This is a genomic window from Enterococcus sp. AZ048 (assembly GCF_051715125.1).
Lineage (GTDB): Bacteria > Bacillota > Bacilli > Lactobacillales > Enterococcaceae > Enterococcus_A > Enterococcus_A gilvus.
The window spans coordinates 2,313,274-2,333,057 of sequence record NZ_JBIOTD010000001.1 but is presented as its reverse complement, the minus strand read 5'-3'; the positions used below and the strand labels follow the sequence as shown (position 1 = coordinate 2,333,057).

Here is a 19,784-nt window from a genome sequence, read left to right as displayed (position 1 = left end):
GAAAGGAGCCAGCCGACAATGAAAAAGAAGAAATTGATTTTTAGCGCGCTTCTCTGTTTGCTGGCTTCGGTGCTGCTGTCGGTTGTTCAGGCGAGCGAAGTTTTTGCAGCTCAACAAGATGAAGTCACGATCGTCTTGCATAAGCGTGCTTTGCGGGAGGCGGATATGGAGGCCTTTGATCCCCATCAGAACGATGGGAACAAAGCAGAGGATGCGGCGGCGATCTATACAAAAACGACGCCTTTAGAAGGAGCGATCTTTGATGTCTATGACGTGACCCAGCTCTATATCGAAAGTGAATTAAGCGAAAATGATTTCTTGGACCGTATCAATGACATGAGCTGTCAGCAGGCGATCGCCTACTTGAAAAAACGACAGATGGAGCCCATCGTCAAGCAACATGCGGCAGCAGGAAAAACGGACGCGGAAGGCGTGACTCAGTTTACCCTTCCTAGTTATAATCAGCAGCTCAAAAAGGACGCCGCCTACGTGATCGTGGAAACGGGGGTAGATCCCGCCGCTGGAGTGACGGTGGATCTCTCCCGCGCGCGGCCTTTTGCGGTCGTCTTGCCCTTGAAGGACCCGATCACCCACGAGGCGATGGCGATGATCCACTTGTACCCGAAAAATTTGAGTTATTTGCGGAATCCGTATTTTTATAAACTTGGGAAAAAGCAGGACGCGACGGAGGTGGCTTTGGCCGGTGCAGTCTTCGGCTTGTATCGTTACAATGATCGTGGCGAGAAAGAGTATCTCCATAAGGACCCAACGGCGGAACTGAAAAATAAATGGCTGGTGCTTGAGAATCCCTCCACTGAATCGGACATTGCCCGTTTTGTTTCCGACAAGGAGGGCTTAGTGGAGATGCCTCAGCATTATTTGCCCGCAGGAACCTATTACTTTGATGAATTGCAGGGCGTAGCAGGCTATGCTGTTTCAAAAGAAGCGCGAGCGATCGAGGTAGTCATCCCGGATACGTCGAGAGATGAGGCCGGCAAGCTTCAGCCAATCACCGTCAACGGCTATAGGATGGAAGAAGACGACAACGGCACTATCACCGCTGCGGCCAAAGAGAAAAAGGAGCCGCGTGTTTATAATAATGAACGAAGCAAGCTGCCAGATACGCTAGACAAAACACCTGACGGAAAAGAAAAATTGCGTCGGCTCCTACCGAAGACTGGCGAAGCCGTGGCACCCTACTTGATGATCGCCGGTACTGTCTTGCTCGTAGGATCGCTGCTTATTCGACAACGGAGGAAGCGCTCGTGAGCAGGCGGGCGTTTTTCTAGCTAGCGACTCTTTTACAAACAAAAAAGTTGTCTCCATGAGGTGATTCATGTTAACTTACAATTAGTAAGTGAGGTGCGTGGAAATGGACTATCTTTATCAAGAAGGACAACCAAACGGGAAAAAGTTTATTTTGCTCCACGGAACAGGCGGCGATGAAACGTCTTTAGTGGATCTGGCAAAGGTTTTAGACGCGAATAGTACGATTTTATCCTTTCGCGGCACAGTCGAAGAAGAAGGCATGAATCGTTTCTTTAAACGGAACGGTCTGAATCAGTTTGATTTTGACAGTCTCGAGAAGGAGACGGACAATCTGCAAGAAGTCATCGAACAGCTCAGTGAAGAAAAAGGGATTCCTTTAGACGAATGGGTCTTGGTCGGTTATTCAAATGGTGCGAATATTGCAGCACATCTTTTACTGGAGCGTCAGACACCATTGGCAAAAGGTATTTTCTTCCACCCGATGTCATTGGAAGTACATACCCAGACGTTCGATCTCGCGGACAAGAAGATTTGGGTTTCTTATGGCGGGGATCGCGACCCGATCGTTAGCGAAGCGTCATTTTCAGAATTGGTCGCGGCTTTTCGGGAGCGACAGGCGGCAGTTACTGTCGCAGAAACGGCTCACGGTCACCAAGTGAGCATGGAAGAAGTGCAGCAAGCCCGCGAGTGGTTGCATCAATGAGTCCTTCATTAAACAGAAGCAAGCAGCAGTTGGAGAATCCCTCTTCGACTGCTTTTTTTTAGACAAATGAGTTGGTAAGAAGGGATTTTCTTTCTTCTATATTAATAGAAGGGGAATCGGAAACCCTAAAGGCGGAAAAGGGCAAGGACTATGCTACCTTATTGACCTGTACGCCTTATGGGGTGAATTCTCACCGATTGCTAGTACGGGGCGAACGAATTCCCTATAAACCAAATACTGTCAAAAAAGTAAAAAAATTGACCAAAGAAGAAAATTTGATGCTGAAAACGGCGCTCATTACGACAAGTATCATGCTGCTGCTGATTCTCATCAATCACCTGCGGAATAAAAGATAGTGACACGATTTTCCGTTATGGTAAAATGAGTCGAAGGGGTGGCATGATGACAGATTCATTTGAGTATAAGGGCTTGACCTTGACGTCGACAGATTTGACATTCAATGATGAAGAGCTGCAAAAATTATTGACCTTTGAAGGGGCGATCACACACGAGCGCTTGAAAGGGTTCAATTTCCATTATTTTTTGATGCCCGAATATGATTTGAATGGCTTATTAGACAAATTAGGCGAGGCGGAGCGTAAAGCAAAACGAATTTATTACATCACCGGGCAATTGGTTTCCAGTGATTTGAAAGATATGGCAGTGGACGGGTATTATATGCCCACCAACTGGGGCTTCATGCATGTGGAAAGCTATGGGAAAGGGTTGGAAGAGTGATCTTTCAGCTCTTTTTTTATCGCTGAGAAAAAAGCAGCGGCATTAGTGGTACATTTTAAGCGTTCTGTGATAAAATTCAAACGAATCGAATGAACGCTGGGAGATAGGCCATGTATACAAAAGAAGTTTTCAACAATAAGATGAACAGTTGGGTAAACATAGAGGCAGAAAATGAAGATGAATTGAAGAATTTGTATCGCGATTATGGGATCGACAGCGAATTCGTCGATTATTCATTGGACCGAAATGAACGGGCCCATCTGGATTACGACAAGGCGACGGATGTATTGTTGCTGATCTTTAACGCGCCGAATCGGCGAAAGATCGATAATCACTACGAAACGGTGCCTATGACATTCATCGTGGTGAATCGCACGCTGATCACTGTCACGAATCAACAAAGCAAATACCTATACTTTGAGATCAAGAGTTACTTAGAAAAAAATCCCCAAAGTACGCTGTTTGAGCTGCTGTTTGGCAGTCTCTTCATTATATCCGATCAATTTTTCCCTTTTGTAGAGGGCATGGATCGTGACCGAAAACGCATCAGTAATCTATTGAAGGACAAGACGACAAAGCAAAACCTCTTGCTGTTATCGGATTTGGAAACAGGGATCGTTTATTTCGTGACCGCCTCTCGTCAAAATGTGCTATTAGTGCAACAAATCAAAACCCATGGGATCTATCGGAGGTTGAGCGATCAGGAAAAAGAAAGTCTGGATGATGTATTGATCGAGGCGCAGCAATTAGTGGAAATGACACAGCTTTCCTCGCAAATCTTGCAGCAATTATCAGGTACCTATAATAACGTGCTGAACAATAATTTGAATGATACGATGCGGATCTTGACCGTGCTGTCTGTTCTGCTGACGATTCCTACGATCGTTTCAGGATTTTTCGGGATGAATGTCCCGCTGCCATTCGAGCACAATGCTTCGGGGTGGATCATCGTGATCGTGATCAGTTTGTTTCTCTGGTTCGGTTTATCCTATGTCCTGCGAAAAATGATGAAATAACAAAGACCATGCCGCGTTGGCATGGTCTTTTGCTATAGCAAGGAAAGAAAGGTGAACAGCCCTGCGAGATTGAAAAAAAGAACCAAATATTTTGTATAGGGTAAATAGAAGGATTCCTGATAAAGGATCAGGGAGAGATACAGGATACATACATAGAAAATGAAAAATGTACGGAAGTCAGACGACCAGATCGCGGGGGTGAACCCGATCAAAACACGCATGATGAAGCCTGTCAGAAAAAGGAAGCTCAAGAAAATCCCTTTTTTTATGCTTTTCACGGAATGGATCAGCGCCCATAACGTACAAAGAAACAATAGTGCAAAGAGAATCTCGTCGTAAGGAAAGAGCTGCGTGTTGACGCTTTTCAGTGTGCGTGCCGCCATGCTTTGTGCTCGCCAATGACTGAGGGAACGTTGGATCACAGAACCAAACAGGATGACTGTCGGCATACAGGCAGAAAACCGCGTGAAATGGGACGACTGGTTGCGAAGGACCCCTAAAAGAATCAAAGAAAAGAAGAAAAGGACCAAGAGATTGCTGCTGAAGAAAAATTCATAGCAGGTAGAAGAGAATCCTAGATCAAGCTTATGAAACAAACTAACCTGTTGAAAATCATTGAAAGTCACTTTTGCTTCCTGCATTCTTCTCGCCATACTGCCGGGAGCGTGGAGAGCAAAAAGAATACTGCAATAACTGATCAGCACTGGGAAAACCAGCAGCTTAGGGAATTTTCCATCCTTGATGTAGGAATAGCTGATCAACCCCAGCAGCAACAGCAATAGAAATAGCGCCACGACCTCTGAATTGCAGGCAAAGAGCAGTAAAAAGTTGCAAAAGATCTGAGTGGTCGCACCGCTGCGAGCGCCGTTCTTATACCATTTCAGAATAGGAAAGATACCGATTAATCCCACGGTCACAGGCCATAAATAATTCAAACTAGTGGTCAGCCAGCCGGCAGTCTGCAAGGTTTTCAAAGGGATCGTAAAAAAGAAAAGCAGCGCCAAATACAGATGAACAACTTTTCGCTGAGACGTCGTGTAGAGCGCTAAAAAAAGAGCAAACAGAATCATCATCACACTGTTGCAAAGCCGCCATAGAAAAAGGTGGTGGGCGAAAAAGAGCAACAGGCCTTCAATCAGCAGACGAGAGGTCCACGTTTCATAACGCTCAGCCAAGGTCAGCATCAACAATTGCTGATCCGATTGGATAAAAAACAAATCATCTGCGAAAAAACTGATTTTATTGAAATTCAAGAACAAAATCATGGCTATTCCGCTAGTCAGCAGCAAGAGCCGCTTGAGTGTAGGCCATGCTGGCAAGGCGGATTTTTTTGTAGGTAAGAAATTTTCGTTGAGCATCGAAGTCTCCTTTCGTCATACAGTCAACAGATAATGTATCACAGCTCGGCGGCTGGAAAATGAATTTGTGAAAAAAATTCAATGATTATTTGTAGTTTTTTTTAATGTGATTATTATTGTTTTCGCAAGGATAGATTGATAATAGAAGTTATTTAAACGGGGGTTTCCATCAAAGATTTTAATAAGAAAAAAAGTTTTTGAATAATGCGTTACAGAAGATCTTGAAGATGCTACTTTAAGAAAGGCTTAGTGCAATCGTTTTGCAGAGAATGACTGCGTATTGGGCAGTATTTTTGAATGGACGCTGCAAAGAGCCACTAAATATCTGATGAGATGTGAATTTGTTGCACTAGAGTAAGTGCAACCATTTCATATTGTTACGGGAAACACAAATCACTATAGTAATAGGTGTAAGGAGAGAGCAGCATGCAGCAGATAACGAAACGACAAATACAGGTTTTGTTTCAATTACTTGAGAATACGGAGCCGATGACGACCAAGGAGCTAGCAGATCAGCGGAATGTAAGCGTACGCACGATCAAATATGATCTAGACAGTATCCGTGCTTGGCTGAAGGAACGAAATCACGACCTGACGAGCAAAAGGAGTCAGGGGGTCTGGCTAGTCTTGAGTGATTCCGAAAGGATCAAGCTGAAAAGTGAGTTGATGGGCGTCGATCGATTGGAGCTGTTTGCGGATCAGACGCTGCGGCTGGATCGGTTAAGTATCCATTTGATGCTGACGAACCAAGCGATCACTTCTTTGGAATTGGCGGATCGGCTGATGGTCAGCAAGGACACGATCCTAAATGATCTGGAGGTTTTAGAGGCGCGCTTGGAATCTCTAGGTCTGACCTTGGCGCGTGTGCCCCGCAAAGGGTTTCTAATCACAGGACCGGAGCATCAGGTTCGGCTATTGATCGAGGAGGTTTTGCAAAAGGACCTGACAGATTACGACATCTATAAAATCATGGACCTGCTTTTGCAAAGTGAAAAGCAGGAAGGCTATGAGCTGTATTCAGCGAAGGAAACGGCTTTTCAAAAAGTCTTCAATCAAGTTTTGGGAGATATGAGGCAATTGCTGAAGCAAATCGACACGTCGGAGCTGAATTATGCAGAGCTGCTGAATATGTTGATCCGCGTCGCGATCGCTACGGTGCGTTTGCAAAATGAATACACGATCGGGCGGTATCAACTGTTGAATGATCCAAAAGAACAACAGGAACTCTCTTACTTATTGATGCAGCAAGTCTTCGATCAGTATCAATTGCCGTTGTTTGAAGACGAATACCGCTACATTTACAGCGATACCTTCGAGAATGATCCACAGCAGGATGTTATGACCTTGACGGAGAATTTGATCTTAAAGGTAAGTAAAAAAATCAATTATTCATTCTTTAATGACCCGCAGCTCTTGACGAATCTCTACGCACACTTATCGATGCGGCTGTCTCGCAAACAAAAATTTGTGAATGAGTACAACCCCTTCAAAGAGGACATCAAAGCCAAGTATCCCGCACTCTTTGAAGCCATCGAAACGGTCGTACGACGGGAGATCCAAGGGAAAAGCCTGTTGATCAATGATTCGTTTATCGCCTACATCGCGCTTCATTTTCTCGTTTCTTATGAAAAAGCGGCCGACCTCAGGAGTGTCCGTGCCGTTTACGTTTGCTCGACGGGGTTAGGGGTGACAAGTCTGATCAAGCAGAAAATCTCGGAGGAGCTATCGAATATCGAGATCGCTGCATTTGCGTCTGTGTTGAATGCCCAGGAGATCATTAAGCAAAAGGAACCAGAATTGGTCATCAGCATTTTTCCGATCGAAGGAATGGATTGCGAATTTATTAAGGTGCATCCGCTGCCGACGAAACAGGATCTGGAGAAGATCCAGCAGGCAGTCAAAAAAATCCTGCAGCAGTCTCCGCAAAAAGGCACCCGAAAGTTGCGACTGGAGCCGGCAGGAAATCGGACATCGCTAGAGGATTTCAGCAAAGAGCTGATTTTACAGGCATACACGATCTATGAAAAATTATTGCTCGTCTTTCAAGAGCAGCTCAATCAGGAATACCGTGAAGCATTCTTGCTGCATGTATTTTTGATGGTCCACCGCATCACCTTTGACCAGCAATACACAATGGAAGGCAGCAAGGCGGAAGAAGCGAATACCGTGGCAGCGTCATACACCAAACAGATCGCGCACTTATTCACTGAACACAACATGGCTATCAATCAATCAGAGATCAATGCCCTGTTTGCGTATATCAAAGCATGAATTTCTAAATAAGCATTCGCTTTGTCAAAGGGTATCAATAAAAAGGTATACAGCTTGAAGATCAAACTTATTTTTCTGATAAGAAAAATAATTACAGTAATACGAAAAAGGAGGAAGTGAACGACCGTGACTGGAGAGGCGCTACAAATCATTGCAACGAGTGAGTACCAAAAGGAATTAAAAGAATTGTTGGATTGGCTCGGAAGTGAGCTGAAGGCAGCAAGGATAGAACCGACAGAATTGCAATGGACGATTTTGATCAACCATCTGGATGCAATGCTGAAGCGTTCCAAAGAACAGGAGGCGATTCCTGAAGTCGATCCGACGATGTTCAGCGAAGTCTCGCAAGAAGCATTGCAGTTAGCAGAAGGAGTTGTGAAGAAGATCAACAACCCTTCACAGGATGAGATGTATGTATTATCGATCCACTTTGAAACAGCCAAACAAAATTAATTTAGGGGGAAAAATAAATGATCACAGTAGTAATCGCAGACCGTATGGGTAAAGGACAAAATGTAGCAAAAGGTGTAGAAGCAGCAGGCGGAAGAGCCGTCGTGGTACCGGGCATGGGCGCAGATATGCGTTTAGGCGATGTGATGCAGCAGGAAAAAGCAGATATGGGCATCTCTTTTTGCGGAAGCGGGGGCGCAGGCGCACTGACCGCGGCAACAAAATATGGGTATCCAGAGCGTCACGGGATGCGTTCGGTCGAAGAGGGGATCACGGCGATCAATGATGGCAAGACCGTTTTAGGCTTTGGCTTTATGGATCAAGAAGAGCTAGGCAAACGATTGGTTGAAGCCTTTGAGAAGAAACACAATTAGGGAGATGAGCAAATGAGTATTCAAGAATGCCAACAAGTCATCGTGTCAGTGGAAGGCAAAGGCGATACCAAGCAGCATGCATTCGCAAGTGCACTGGGAGATATCCAAAAGAAAATGATGCAGGAATCGGAAGTCATTTTACGGATCGAGCCAGTAGAGGTGGAAGTGGTAAAAGCGGTCGAAAAAACCTACAAGGAACGCTTTCTCTTTTTCTTCTTTCCGCGAAAAAGAACCAGCTTTCATGTGGTGCTTGAAGTGATAGTCAACGTGACGACTTTGCAGGCCAATGAGGTCGTCTTTACGCAAGAGAGGACGAGTGATCCAGACGGCGTTCCTATCCCGGTCATTTCCAAAAAAATCAGAACATAGAAGGGAAGTTATGAAGTGGAATTTACAATAATTTTGATCAAATCAATCATCATTGGCGGTTTGTTGGGCTTTTCTGCCTCGATGGGGGCCGCACGGATGTTTCATGCACCAAGTACGCAGGGATTAGGGGCCTTCCGTACATTAGGAGAAATGAATGCCTGTATGGGTGATCCGGCGTCGCATTTCTCATTCGGATTAGGCTTTTTCTTCAATGCCTGGGCATCAACGGTGGGAGCCGGCGCCTTCACACAGGATGTGACGCATCGGATCATTCCAAACTGGGCAGCTTCGGTCTTATTAGCTAAAAATAAAAATGTGGCAGAATCCATGCACGATCCTCGGAAAATGGGCTTTGTTGGTGCAGTGGTGGGCGCGGTCGTCGTTGCCTTTCTGAATTCAACGGCTGCAGCGATTCCTGAAGCACTGCAAGTAACTGCGGTGGCGGTATTGGTACCCGCAGCAACGACCTTGATCAACATCGTTATGCCCGTCATCTTCTGGCTGGCAGCGTTGGATGCTGGAAAACGGACAGGCTTCTGGGGCACACTCTTCGGCGGGATCGCCCAATTGATCATGGGCAACGCGGTACCAGGTGTGGTACTAGGTATCTTGATCGGTAAAGGGGTCGATGAGATCGGCTGGTCGAAAGTAACGAAGATGATGATGGTGGCGATCGTGGCACTCTTCATTCTTAGCGGATTCTTCCGCGGCTTTGATCTGCAAGTCTTGGAAAGCTTCAAGCTGCAGGCGCCAAATTGGTTGGAAAACATCCATAAAATGCTTGGATTGAGTTAGAAAATTGAAGGATAACTAGTAAGCAGCGACACACAAATACGCTGAGGAGGAAAATAAATGGACAACACAGAAGAATTGAGCAAAGAGCAACTCGCACTTTCTGAAGAGAAGAAGGCGAAAAGTTTCTGGTATGCGGATTGGGCGTTTCCCATCACTGTAGGAATCATGGCCGCGGCTGTTTTTGCCGGCACACATATGTATGTGGTGCACGGAGTTGGGGCCTTTAACGAAGTATCGATCGTGGCGATGCTGAAGGCGGGACTTGATGGCGGCTCGTATGGCGCTGCCGCGGCCTTTGGAGCAAGCTTCTTGTTTGCACGTATTTTAGAGGGATCGTTGGTTGGGATCTTGGACTTGGGTGGTTCGATCTTGACCGGTATCGGTATCGGGATTCCGGCGATCTTCTTGAGCATGGGTATCCGCGCACCAATCGACAACTTTGCTTTGTCCTTGATGACAGGGGCTGTTTTAGGATTGCTGGTGGGCGGCGTGATCATTTTGATCCGTAAATTCACGATCAATCAGGCAAATTCGACTTTTGGGGCAGATGTCATGATGGGTGCCGGAAACTCTTCTGGCCGTTTCTTAGGGCCCTTGATCATTTTGAGTGCCTGCGGGGCATCGATTCCGATCGGGATTGGCGCGACTTTAGGTGCACTGGGCTTTTATGCTTGGAAAAAACCGATCGCTGGCGGCGCGATCCTTGGCGCAATGATCCTTGGGACGATCTTCCCAGTAGCGCTTCAATAGAAAGAAGGCAGAAGGATGTTTGATGTATTAATCAAAAACGGCAAACGGATGGACGGAGAAAAAGTAGAAGTTGCAATAAAAGATGGCGTGATCTTAAACGTGGACACTCAGATCGAGTCCTCTGCAAAAGAGGTGATCGACTTAGCCGGTGCACATTATGTTTCTGCTGGTTGGATCGATGATCACGTACATTGCTACGAAAAAATGAGCCTCTATTATGATTACCCAGATGAGATCGGCGTAACAAAAGGTGTTACGACCGTGATCGATGCGGGAACGACTGGCGCGGAAAATATCGGTGATTTCTATGAGCTGGCGAAGAAGGTGAAAACCAATGTCTACGCGCTAATGAATATCTCTAAGTGGGGGATCGTCGAGCAGGACGAATTAGCGGATCTATCGAAGATCCAAGCAGACTTGGTAAAAGCACGGATCGCTGAGCTTCCCCAGTTCGTCATTGGCTTGAAGGCACGCATGAGCAAGACGGTCGTGGGAGAAAGTGGGATCACACCGTTAGAGCTGGCAAAGGAGATCCAACAAGAAAACGACGACCTGCCATTAATGATCCACATTGGATCGGCACCGCCGGAACTGCGAGACGTATTGGCGCTCCTCGATGAAGGCGATGTGCTGACGCATTGCTTCAATGGCAAGCCGAACGGGATCTTAGATCAAGAGACCGATCAGATCAAGGATTTTGCGAGAGCTGCCTATGAAAAAGGGATCGTCTTTGACATTGGGCATGGGACGGACAGCTTTAATTTCCATGTTGCAGAGAGGGCGTTAAAAGAAGGCATCAAAGCAACGACTATCAGTACAGACATTTATCACCGCAATCGTGAGAACGGGCCGGTTTATGATTTGGCGGCCACGATGGAAAAGCTGCGGGTCGTAGGCTATTCATGGGAAGAGATTCTCGAGAAGGTGACCGTCGTTCCGGCGAGCTGTTTCCATTTAGAGAAAAAAGGGCGTTTAGCGGCGGGCTTTGACGCGGACATCACGATCTTTGATGTGGAAGACGGTGAAAAAGTACTGACGGATTCAAACGGCTTCACACGTGTAGCGAAAGAAGTGATCAAACCAGTGAAAACAATTATTGGAGGCGCCATTTATGACAATGAGCTATGACAAGTTTGGCTTGAAGGAGGTCATCAACGCCTCAGGAAAGATGACGATCTTAGGCGTATCAAAAGTGTCAGAATCAGTTCTCGCGGCACAGCGCTTCGGCGGCGAACACTTCTTTGAAATGAGTGACTTGTTGATTCAGACAGGCGCTTATCTCGCAAAGCTTCTTAAGGTGGAGGACGCCCAGATCGTGTCCTCGGCCTCCGCTGGGATCGCACAATCCGTCGCGGCGGTGATCGGTGAGGGCAGTCTTTATCACGCCTACCATCCCTATACTCCGCGGATCACGAAGCGGGAGATCCTTTTACCGAAGGGCCACAATGTCGATTATGGGACCCCCGTTGAAGTGATGGTGAGCCAAGGAGGCGGTCAAGTCATTGAAGCCGGCTATGCCAATGGCTGTTCACCAGAACAAATGGAAATGATGATCACAGAAAACACGGCAGCGCTGCTCTATATCAAAAGCCATCACACAGTGCAAAAAAGCATGCTGACAGTGACTGAGGCAGCTGCGGTGGCTGAAAAGCATCACTTGCCTTTGATCGTAGATGCCGCAGCGGAAGAAGACCTGTTTAAATACAGTCAAGCCGGTGCAGATCTGGTGATCTACTCTGGAGCGAAAGCTCTTGAAGGTCCCAGCAGCGGATTAGTGCTCGGCAAAGCTTCGTATATTGAGTGGGTACGTATGCAGGGAAAAGGCATCGGTCGGGCCATGAAGATCGGGAAAGACACTATTCTGGGTCTAACACAAGCCGTGGAAGATCGACTAAAGATGGGCGCTGAGACCGGCGAGTCGATGAAGGGGCGATTGACTCCTTTTATCGAAGCACTCAATCAGATCGATGGTTTGACGGCATCGGTGGTTCAGGATGGGGCAGGTCGCGACATTTATCGTGCCAGTGTGAAAATAGAAAAGGGATCAGCGAAAGCCGTGATCGCGGCTTTGAAGGCGGAAGATCCTGCTATTTATACCCGCGAATACCAAGCCAACAACGGCATAATCGAATTCGATATTCGTGCCGTAGACGAAGAGGAAATGGCGAAGATCGTGAGCCGGTTGAAGGAGATTTTGTAAATCAGCGGAACCAATTGCAGCAAGAGAAATTAAATCAATCGAAATGGGGAACAAGCAATTATGTCATTGACACCAAAATATTATAAAGATCGCGTGTGTCTGAATGTTTTAGCAAATTCAGTCGAAAACGCGCGTGAATGTTACGAAGCGGCAGAAGGGCACGTCGTTTTAGGAGTGCTATCAAAGAACTACACCAGTGACGAGGCCGCCATCACAGATATGAAGAACTATCAGGAGGCGACGGAAAACGCGCTGTCTGTTGGCTTAGGTGCCGGTGATCCCAACCAAAGCCAAATGGTCTCGCGGATCTCTGGCGAGTTGCAGCCGCAGCACGTGAATCAAGTATTTACAGGTGTGGGAACCTCTCGCGCGCTGTTAGGACAAAAGGAGACAGTGATCAACGGACTGGTCTCTCCTTGCGGCAAAGTGGGGTACGTCAATATTGCCACAGGTCCTTTGAGCGCCCAAACAACAGAGGCGATCGTACCTATTGAGACGGCCATCGCGCTTTTGAAGGATATGGGGGGGAGTTCCCTTAAGTATTTCCCGATGAAGGGCTTGACCTGCAAAGAGGAATACCAGGCAGTAGCAAAGGCGTGCGCAGAAAATGATTTTTATCTTGAGCCAACGGGCGGCATCGATTTGAAGAACTTCCAAGAAATCCTTCAAATCGCTTTGGATGCGGGGGTTGAAAAGGTGATTCCTCATATTTACAGCTCGATCATTGATTCAGCGACAGGAGATACACGCCCTGAGGACGTTGAAAAATTGTTAGCTATGGTAAAAGAAGTTCTTTAGTCTACTCTAGGAGCCTTTGACGGATGTCGTGGGCTTCTTTTTCTTGTTCATAAAAATATTTTGTGAAATAAAACACAAATTGTTGACAGCTTTTTTAAAATGCTGTAGGTTAAAGGGGAGCTAATAAAATGGAGACTTTATTGTAAAGGAAGAACAGCATAGAGTGGGCAATAAAAATTTTGTTATTATTAGTGAAAATATGCACAATAATAAGACACAAGGAGGAAACGAAATGATCGAAACATTTGTCTTTTCAAGCGAGACGATTTTTTTAAAGAAAGAAGATCAGACGAAAATCCACCAACTCTTGGATTATCTGAAAAGCCGCGGGCAACAAATCGGTGTAGTGTTCTATGATCAAGCAACGATGAACGACGTATTACTGGAACAGCATTTAGCAGATTATTTAGATTTTTCTATCAATGGGGAAGAAACCGAAACGATCCCTCATGGACTAGTCGATTTCCTGCAGGTAGAGCTGGCCCATCAAAAGGTCAATTTCATCTCAAAATCGCTGGAGCAGCTTGAAACAGCAAAAACACTCGGATTCAAACCGATCTACTTGGCGGAAAATTGTGACAAGGAGTCCTTTCCGTGCCTGTCGTTTAGGGATTTTGACGCCTTGCACCTGGGGATCATCGAGAGTCGCTTTGAGAACTTCATGTAACAGCTAGTCCAATAGAAAGACAAGAGCCTTCGAAAGTTTTTAAAAGAAAACTGTCGAAGGTTCTTTTTTGTTATTTGTAGGTTCTTGAAAGTGTCATTAAAAGAAGAAAAATAAAATACAGTTTTTTTAAATCTTTGTCACTCAGAATAATTTAATAATAAATTGAATGTTTTTGGGTTTAGTGCAATGAGAGGTGATATCACTGAGTTTCTAAAAAAGGTGCTTAAAACTTTATATTGACAATCTTTCTTCAACTGGTATAATCAAAAAATAAAATATTTTTACGATATATTGAGCAAAAGAAATGAAAAAATCCGATTTTAAAATGAGAGACTATAGTTATTTTTTAATCTTGAATTAAAAATAAAAAGGTAGGGAGTTAATTATTTTATGGAGAAAGAACTACTGCGGGTCGAAGGACTGACGGTCAAATTTCGGACCTATAACGGAGAAGTAACTGCCGTAAATAATTTAGAGCTTCTATTAAATGAAAATGAAACGTTAGGAATCGTTGGCGAAAGCGGCAGCGGGAAAAGTGTGACGTCTTTGAGCATCATGGGCTTATTGGATGAATCCACGAGCAGTGTGTCGGGGCGAGCACTCTTCAAGGGAACGGATCTCGTAGCGATGAAGGAAAAAGAGAAGCAGCAGTTTCGCGGCAATCACTTGGCGATGATTTTCCAAGAGCCGATGACTTCATTGAATCCGCTCCATAAATGCGGGAATCAGATCATCGAGTCTATGCTGATCCATACTGACTGTTCAAAGGCGGAGGCGAAGAAAAAGGCGATCGAGCTGTTGAAGCTCGTCGGCATCCCTGCGCCGGAACAACGCTTCAATGAATACCCCCATCAAATGTCCGGCGGGATGCGCCAACGGGTGATGATCGCCATGGCGCTTGCTTGCGATCCGCAGCTCTTGATCGCCGATGAACCGACGACTGCTCTTGACGTAACGATCCAAGCGCAAATTCTAGAAGTGCTGAAGGAGCTGAGGGACCGTCTCAAAATGGGGATCATTCTCATCACACATGACTTAGGAGTCGTGTCAGAAGTTTGCGATCGCGTGATCGTGATGTATACCGGAAAAGTCGTGGAGGAAGGGTTGATCCGTGAGATCCTTGATGATCCGAAGCATCCATATACGGAAGGCTTGATCGCGGCTATCCCTGCGATCAACGATCAAAAGGGGGAATTGAGCAGTATCGAAGGGGTCGTTCCCCAATTGGACGACATGCCGAAGGGCTGCAGCTTCCATCCCCGTTGTCCTTACGCGATGCCTATCTGCAAGGAGAAACGTCCGGCGATCACGACGATCGAGCATGGGCGCAAGGTTCGCTGCTTTAAGTATTCGACGGAAGAAGAGATCGAGGTGACGACATAGATGAGGACGCAAGAACCGATTATTGAAATGACACATGTGAAGCAATATTTTGAGATTCGCGACAGTAAAGGAAAAAAAGGCACGCTGAAGGCAGTGGACGATGTGTCGATCACAGTATTCAAGGGAGAAACATTCGGCATCGTAGGAGAAAGCGGCTGTGGGAAAAGCACGCTAGGAAAGACGATGTTGAACCTAGGGGCAGTGACGGATGGAACGATCATTATTGATGGTCAAGATGTCAGCGCCTTCAAGAATCGAAAAGAAAAAATCGCCTTTGGATCGAAAGTCCAGCTTGTTTTTCAAGACCCGTCTGCTTGTCTGAATCCTCGGAACAAGATCCGGGACATTTTGGCGGAGCCTTTTCAGATCCATCATAAGAAGGACATGACGAAAGCAGAGATCGAGACAGAAATCGATCGGCTGCTGACCATGGTAGGGTTGGCGACCAATTACAAAAAGCGATACCCTCATGAAATGTCAGGGGGGCAAAAGCAGCGGATCGGGATCGCCCGCGCGTTGGCGTTGCGGCCGGAGATCGTCATTTGCGATGAGCCTGTATCGGCGTTGGATGTATCGATTCAGGCACAGGTCATTAATTTGCTGGTGGAATTGCAAAAGCAATTGGACCTCACGTATATGTTTATATCTCATGATTTAGGTGTGGTCTATCATTTATGCGATCGTATCGCGGTGATGTATTTAGGCAATATCGTGGAGTTGGCAGATCGGGATGCGCTGTATAACGACACGCTTCATCCTTATACAAAGGCCTTGATCTCCGCAGCACCGACGATCAGTAAGACGAAGACGGAACGAATCGTGCTGACCGGAGACGTACCGAGTCCAGCGAATCCGCCAACGGGCTGTAAGTTTCATACGCGTTGCCCATTCGCGATGGCGGTATGCAAAACTGACGTTCCTGAACTGACAGAAGTAAAAGACGATCACTTTGTGGCTTGTCATTTACATAAAAAAGAGGGGTAGCTTTTGTACCTCAGCGTCGTGTTAATCAGACTTAATTTTTCCTAGGAAAAATTAAATACATTTAGCAAACATAAGGAGGAGTACAAGGTATGAAAAAAGGAAAGATGTTGTGGAGCGTCATTTGTTTAGTGATGTTGACACTCGCTGGCTGCGGCGGCGGTGGCGGCAGCACAGACGGGTCAAACGATGGTGGCGGCAGCGGGGATGGCGACAAGACATTGGTAGTTGGGATGGCTTCTGATCTGAAAACTTTGGACCCTCATCATGGGTATGAAGTCTATGGGAACATGGTATATTATGCGTTGTATGACTATTTGTACCGCACATATGAATCCTCGACTCCAGAGCCTTCATTAGCGGAATCTCATGAATTAGATGATTCGCAAAAGGTGCATACCTTCAAAATCAAAGAAGGCGTGAAATTCTCAAGCGGAAACGAATTGACTTCAAAAGACGTGAAATTTAGTGTGATGCGGACCAAAAACCTGAAGAGTAACACGACGCATCATACAGAAAATGTGGAAAACATCGAAACACCGGATGATTACACGGTGAAATTCACATTGAAGGAGCCGGATGCTGCCTTCTTAGTGAAGCTGGCGAACAACTCTTTTGCTATCGTGGATTCTGAAGTGGTGAAAGAACACGGCGGAACGGATGCAGAGGACGCGTCTTCTAAAGATACGGCTGAAAAATGGCTGAATGCAAATTCTGCCGGTTCCGGGGCGTACACGTTGGACAAATGGAAACAAAACGAAGAATTGAGCTTGGTCAAGAACAAGGAATATTGGGGCGAAGTGAAGAATGACAAAGTGATCTGCAAAGAGATCCCGGATGTGAATACTCAGATCCAAATGTTGAAGCAAGGCGATATTGATATTGCGTTAGGGATCGGTGTCGACAACGTATCGCAATTGAAGGATCAAGAAGGCGTGAAGATCAAGAACTACGTCGGCTCGACAACGACCTTCTTATTAATGAACCAAGATGAAAAAATCGGTGGACCGATGGCGAATCCAAAAGTACAAGAAGCAGTTCGTAAAGCGATCAATTACAAAGAGCTGTTGAAAATCTCAGGCGATAAATCTGTCTTGCCGTTAGATATCGTACCAAAAGGATTTACCGGCGCGTTAGAAAAAGAAGAAGATTACCAAGATTTAGACGAAGCGAAGAAATTGATGGAGGAAGCCGGCTACAAGGATGGCTTTGAAGTGAAATTCACCGTGGCGAACTTTGATACAGAGGGGATGTCATGGACGACCTTAGGACAAAAGATCAAAGACGATTTAGAAAAAATCGGGATCAATGCCAAGATCGAAACTTCTGAGATCGGGGTCGTTATCGATTCGTATCGTGAAGGGAAAGAAGCCTTCTTGCTGATGCATTGGCATCCAGACTATATGGAGATCAATAACCAGTTAGTCTTCTTACCAGGCGACACAGTTGGTGAACGGGCGAAATGGATGGATACTTCGAATACGAAGATGGAGGAATTGAAGAAAACGATCCAAACAGAATCTGATGAAGACAAACGAGTGGCCGCATCAGAGGAATTACAAAAACTATTGGCGAACGACATGCCATACGCGTTCTTAGTTCAACATCCGAAGGTATTGGCCTACCGTGACAACTTAAAAGGCGTGAACTACTTCGAAGTACAAAAAATCAATTTCCAAGATGTTGAGATCAACTAACCAAAAAGCAAGGGGCAAAAGTGTATGAGGAATATGGCTAGATTTTTATTACGGCGCTTCGTGTTTGTCTGTTTTTTGATCATTGGGGTGACGTTTTTGGTATTCATGATCTCCCACCTCGTTCCCAGTGATCCGATCGCATCAAACATGAGTCCAAATGCGATGAGCGATCCTGCAGCAGTAGCGGCGTATAAAGCCCGTTGGGGATTGGACAAACCGCTAATGGAACAATATTTTATCTACCTGAGCAATTTGCTGCGGGGGGATTTAGGGATTTCGATTCGTACTGGTAATCCAGTTATCAGTGATTTAAAACAGTTTTTCCCTGCGACTTTGGAACTCTCCATCATGGCGATGCTGATCGCTGTTTTATTCGGGATCACGTTTGGGATCATCTCTGCCGTTTACCGCAACAAGCCGTTTGATTATCTAGTTCGTACGATCTCAATCAGCGGGGTCTCGATTCCGAACTTCTGGTTCGCATTAGTCATGCTGCTGCTGTTTTATTCAAAATGGCGCTTGTTTCCAGGGGGCGGGCGAGTCAGTTCGCGGGTGTCCGCGCCCACTGGGGGGACCGGCCTGTATGTGCTGGATGCATTGACGAGCGGAAATTGGACACTGTTGAATGACGCGCTGTCTCATTTGATCTTGCCGGCGATCGTCCTTGGATTCTTCACGATGGGACTGATCTCGCGGCAGACGCGTTCGAATTTGTTGGAGGTTTCTTCGCTGGATTACATTCGAACAGCGAAAGCAAAGGGATTGTCGCAGCGCCAGATCGTGTTGCGGCACGCGTTGGGAAATGCCTTGATCCCAGTCATCACCGTGATGGGGATGGGCTTTAGCAATCTGTTAGGCGGGATGGTGTTCGTTGAGAAGATCTTCTCGTGGCCGGGAATCGGACAATATGCGTATCTTTCAGCGACCACACTAGACTTTCCAGCGATCTGCGGTGTCTCATTGCTGATCGCGATGATCAATGTGGTATTGAATCTCTTCATTGATATTCTTTACGGGGTCATTGATCCGAGAGTGAGGTACAGCTGATGAAACGACTACTAAAGCAAAAAAACTTTTTATTCAAATTAGGAATCGTCATATGTGCTTTGTGGGTGCTCGTCGCTGTGCTTGCACCCGTAATCGTTCCGAAAAATCCATTGGCACAGGATATGATGGGGCGCTTTTTAGCACCGGGTTCAGCGGGACATTTATTAGGTACTGATGAATTGGGCCGAGACGTGTTCTCTCGGGTATTGATGGGAAGCCGTGTGTCTATCACGGCAGGCTTAGTGACGGTCTGTATCACGATCGTTATCGGGACTATCTATGGCGGGATCGCCGGTTATGTCGGCGGGATCGTGGATGACATCATGATGCGGTTTGCAGAGCTGATCGCGGCTTTTCCGCCGCTGATTTTGGCGATGGTCATCGCAGCCGCATTAGGCCCGAGTATTTTTAATTCGGTCTTGGCGATGACGATCATCTGGTGGCCCAACTATGCACGGCTGATGCGCAGTCTCGTGATCACCTTGAAAGAAAATGAGTACATCGTCGCGTCGAAGGTCTTGGGCGCAAGTCATCTCAGGATCTTAGTCAAAGAGATCGTTCCGAATGCGTTAGGTTCGCTTTTAGTAATGGCGACCTTGGACATCGGGAATGCGATCGTGACCTTTTCTGGTCTAAGTTTCTTAGGCTTGGGAACGCAGCCGCCGACACCTGAATGGGGTTCGATGGTCTCTGACGGCGTCAACAATATGAACTATTGGTGGATCTCTACCTTTCCGGGAATCGCGATCTTCTCGATGTCGATCGGTGCCAATTTTGTGGGCGATGGGATGCGGGATTATCTCGATCCGAAAATAAAAAATAAGTAACGTCAAAGGTTAAAAACAAATACGGCCTTTCGCTAGTTGAACGAGCAGCATTGACATAGGAAATCAGTCTGTTAAACTAAGTTTTGTGAGT

At 46.2% G+C, this 19,784-nt stretch carries 21 protein-coding genes; 20 read left to right on the top strand and 1 reads right to left on the bottom strand.

Annotated elements, in window-relative coordinates:
* Nucleotides 1-18: 18 nt before the first annotated feature.
* The 5 genes from IGI66_RS11480 to IGI66_RS11460 all read left to right on the top strand — a co-directional run bounded on the left by IGI66_RS11480 (nucleotide 19) and on the right by IGI66_RS11460 (nucleotide 3,726).
* A complete protein-coding gene (locus IGI66_RS11480; protein ID WP_438849053.1) occupies nucleotides 19-1,269 on the top strand; it encodes a pilin N-terminal domain-containing protein in 1,251 nt (416 codons plus the stop codon).
* A gap of 103 nt (nucleotides 1,270-1,372) precedes the next feature.
* The gene (locus IGI66_RS11475; RefSeq protein ID WP_314578253.1) at nucleotides 1,373-1,972 is read left to right on the top strand and encodes an alpha/beta hydrolase; all 600 of its coding nucleotides are present in this window, start codon (nucleotides 1,373-1,375) and stop codon (nucleotides 1,970-1,972) included.
* A gap of 71 nt (nucleotides 1,973-2,043) precedes the next feature.
* Complete coding sequence (locus IGI66_RS11470; protein ID WP_438849051.1) at nucleotides 2,044-2,328, top strand: sortase; 285 nt, start codon at nucleotides 2,044-2,046, stop codon at nucleotides 2,326-2,328.
* 46 nt (nucleotides 2,329-2,374) lie between these two features.
* Nucleotides 2,375-2,710: a hypothetical protein gene (locus IGI66_RS11465; RefSeq protein ID WP_244265178.1), complete on the top strand. Its 336-nt coding sequence runs from the start codon at nucleotides 2,375-2,377 to the stop codon at nucleotides 2,708-2,710.
* A gap of 110 nt (nucleotides 2,711-2,820) precedes the next feature.
* A complete protein-coding gene (locus tag IGI66_RS11460) occupies nucleotides 2,821-3,726 on the top strand; it encodes a magnesium transporter CorA family protein (protein WP_010779767.1) in 906 nt (301 codons plus the stop codon).
* A gap of 32 nt (nucleotides 3,727-3,758) precedes the next feature.
* Here the strand turns inward: IGI66_RS11460 and IGI66_RS11455 are convergent, their stop codons facing one another.
* Nucleotides 3,759-5,084 (bottom strand): DUF6056 family protein, encoded by a 1,326-nt coding sequence (locus IGI66_RS11455; protein ID WP_431377836.1) that lies wholly within the window; start codon nucleotides 5,082-5,084, stop codon nucleotides 3,759-3,761.
* Nucleotides 5,085-5,510: 426 nt separating this feature from the next.
* On the opposite strand from IGI66_RS11455, the gene IGI66_RS11450 reads away from it, so the two are divergent.
* From IGI66_RS11450 to IGI66_RS11380, 15 genes are all read left to right on the top strand, one after another.
* Nucleotides 5,511-7,355, top strand: a complete 1,845-nt coding sequence (locus tag IGI66_RS11450) for a BglG family transcription antiterminator (RefSeq protein WP_438849048.1) — start codon at nucleotides 5,511-5,513, stop codon at nucleotides 7,353-7,355.
* Nucleotides 7,356-7,481: 126 nt separating this feature from the next.
* A complete protein-coding gene (locus tag IGI66_RS11445; protein ID WP_010779770.1) occupies nucleotides 7,482-7,808 on the top strand; it encodes a PRD domain-containing protein in 327 nt (108 codons plus the stop codon).
* A gap of 17 nt (nucleotides 7,809-7,825) precedes the next feature.
* Nucleotides 7,826-8,179: a glycine-rich SFCGS family protein gene (locus tag IGI66_RS11440; protein WP_010779771.1), complete on the top strand. Its 354-nt coding sequence runs from the start codon at nucleotides 7,826-7,828 to the stop codon at nucleotides 8,177-8,179.
* A gap of 12 nt (nucleotides 8,180-8,191) precedes the next feature.
* Complete coding sequence (locus IGI66_RS11435; RefSeq protein WP_438849045.1) at nucleotides 8,192-8,548, top strand: DUF4312 family protein; 357 nt, start codon at nucleotides 8,192-8,194, stop codon at nucleotides 8,546-8,548.
* Between the two features lie 15 nt (nucleotides 8,549-8,563).
* Nucleotides 8,564-9,343: a DUF4311 domain-containing protein gene (locus IGI66_RS11430; protein ID WP_438849043.1), complete on the top strand. Its 780-nt coding sequence runs from the start codon at nucleotides 8,564-8,566 to the stop codon at nucleotides 9,341-9,343.
* Nucleotides 9,344-9,400: 57 nt separating this feature from the next.
* Nucleotides 9,401-10,093: a DUF4310 family protein gene (locus tag IGI66_RS11425; protein WP_010779774.1), complete on the top strand. Its 693-nt coding sequence runs from the start codon at nucleotides 9,401-9,403 to the stop codon at nucleotides 10,091-10,093.
* A 15-nt stretch (nucleotides 10,094-10,108) separates the two neighbouring features.
* Nucleotides 10,109-11,221: an amidohydrolase/deacetylase family metallohydrolase gene (locus IGI66_RS11420; RefSeq protein WP_438849041.1), complete on the top strand. Its 1,113-nt coding sequence runs from the start codon at nucleotides 10,109-10,111 to the stop codon at nucleotides 11,219-11,221.
* Nucleotides 11,205-12,293, top strand: coding sequence for a DgaE family pyridoxal phosphate-dependent ammonia lyase (locus tag IGI66_RS11415; RefSeq protein ID WP_438849039.1), 1,089 nt, complete (start codon nucleotides 11,205-11,207; stop codon nucleotides 12,291-12,293). Before IGI66_RS11420 ends, IGI66_RS11415 begins: the two co-directional genes overlap by 17 nt.
* Nucleotides 12,294-12,353: 60 nt before the next feature.
* Complete coding sequence (dagF, locus tag IGI66_RS11410; RefSeq protein ID WP_438849037.1) at nucleotides 12,354-13,091, top strand: 2-dehydro-3-deoxy-phosphogluconate aldolase; 738 nt, start codon at nucleotides 12,354-12,356, stop codon at nucleotides 13,089-13,091.
* Nucleotides 13,092-13,323: 232 nt separating this feature from the next.
* The gene (locus IGI66_RS11405) at nucleotides 13,324-13,758 is read left to right on the top strand and encodes a hypothetical protein (RefSeq protein ID WP_301517324.1); all 435 of its coding nucleotides are present in this window, start codon (nucleotides 13,324-13,326) and stop codon (nucleotides 13,756-13,758) included.
* A gap of 390 nt (nucleotides 13,759-14,148) precedes the next feature.
* Nucleotides 14,149-15,141 carry an ABC transporter ATP-binding protein gene (locus IGI66_RS11400; RefSeq protein ID WP_367378383.1) on the top strand — a complete coding sequence of 331 codons (993 nt, stop codon included), beginning with the start codon at nucleotides 14,149-14,151 and terminating at the stop codon, nucleotides 15,139-15,141.
* Complete coding sequence (locus IGI66_RS11395) at nucleotides 15,142-16,125, top strand: ABC transporter ATP-binding protein (protein ID WP_301517363.1); 984 nt, start codon at nucleotides 15,142-15,144, stop codon at nucleotides 16,123-16,125.
* An 89-nt stretch (nucleotides 16,126-16,214) separates the two neighbouring features.
* Entirely contained in the window at nucleotides 16,215-17,819 is a 1,605-nt protein-coding gene (locus tag IGI66_RS11390) for an ABC transporter substrate-binding protein (RefSeq protein WP_010779781.1), read from the top strand.
* A 33-nt stretch (nucleotides 17,820-17,852) separates the two neighbouring features.
* Entirely contained in the window at nucleotides 17,853-18,866 is a 1,014-nt protein-coding gene (locus IGI66_RS11385) for an ABC transporter permease (RefSeq protein WP_254908263.1), read from the top strand.
* On the top strand, nucleotides 18,866-19,693 hold the full coding sequence (locus IGI66_RS11380; RefSeq protein WP_010779783.1) for an ABC transporter permease: 828 nt from the start codon (nucleotides 18,866-18,868) through the stop codon (nucleotides 19,691-19,693). Before IGI66_RS11385 ends, IGI66_RS11380 begins: the two co-directional genes overlap by 1 nt.
* The last annotated feature ends 91 nt before the right edge of the window (nucleotides 19,694-19,784 follow it).

Bases quoted from the DNA above. Each gene is read 5' to 3' on its own strand.
- IGI66_RS11480 (WP_438849053.1), top strand. From the start codon at position 19: ATGAAAAAGAAGAAATTGATTTTTAGCGCGCTTCTCTGTTTGCTGGCT.
- IGI66_RS11475 (WP_314578253.1), top strand. From the start codon at position 1,373: ATGGACTATCTTTATCAAGAAGGACAACCAAACGGGAAAAAGTTTATT.
- IGI66_RS11465 (WP_244265178.1), top strand. From the start codon at position 2,375: ATGACAGATTCATTTGAGTATAAGGGCTTGACCTTGACGTCGACAGAT.
- IGI66_RS11460 (WP_010779767.1), top strand. From the start codon at position 2,821: ATGTATACAAAAGAAGTTTTCAACAATAAGATGAACAGTTGGGTAAAC.
- IGI66_RS11455 (WP_431377836.1), bottom strand. From the start codon at position 5,084: ATGCTCAACGAAAATTTCTTACCTACAAAAAAATCCGCCTTGCCAGCA.
- IGI66_RS11450 (WP_438849048.1), top strand. From the start codon at position 5,511: ATGCAGCAGATAACGAAACGACAAATACAGGTTTTGTTTCAATTACTT.
- IGI66_RS11440 (WP_010779771.1), top strand. From the start codon at position 7,826: ATGATCACAGTAGTAATCGCAGACCGTATGGGTAAAGGACAAAATGTA.
- IGI66_RS11435 (WP_438849045.1), top strand. From the start codon at position 8,192: ATGAGTATTCAAGAATGCCAACAAGTCATCGTGTCAGTGGAAGGCAAA.
- IGI66_RS11425 (WP_010779774.1), top strand. From the start codon at position 9,401: ATGGACAACACAGAAGAATTGAGCAAAGAGCAACTCGCACTTTCTGAA.
- IGI66_RS11420 (WP_438849041.1), top strand. From the start codon at position 10,109: ATGTTTGATGTATTAATCAAAAACGGCAAACGGATGGACGGAGAAAAA.
- IGI66_RS11415 (WP_438849039.1), top strand. From the start codon at position 11,205: ATGACAATGAGCTATGACAAGTTTGGCTTGAAGGAGGTCATCAACGCC.
- dagF (WP_438849037.1), top strand. From the start codon at position 12,354: ATGTCATTGACACCAAAATATTATAAAGATCGCGTGTGTCTGAATGTT.
- IGI66_RS11405 (WP_301517324.1), top strand. From the start codon at position 13,324: ATGATCGAAACATTTGTCTTTTCAAGCGAGACGATTTTTTTAAAGAAA.
- IGI66_RS11400 (WP_367378383.1), top strand. From the start codon at position 14,149: ATGGAGAAAGAACTACTGCGGGTCGAAGGACTGACGGTCAAATTTCGG.
- IGI66_RS11395 (WP_301517363.1), top strand. From the start codon at position 15,142: ATGAGGACGCAAGAACCGATTATTGAAATGACACATGTGAAGCAATAT.
- IGI66_RS11390 (WP_010779781.1), top strand. From the start codon at position 16,215: ATGAAAAAAGGAAAGATGTTGTGGAGCGTCATTTGTTTAGTGATGTTG.
- IGI66_RS11385 (WP_254908263.1), top strand. From the start codon at position 17,853: ATGGCTAGATTTTTATTACGGCGCTTCGTGTTTGTCTGTTTTTTGATC.
- IGI66_RS11380 (WP_010779783.1), top strand. From the start codon at position 18,866: ATGAAACGACTACTAAAGCAAAAAAACTTTTTATTCAAATTAGGAATC.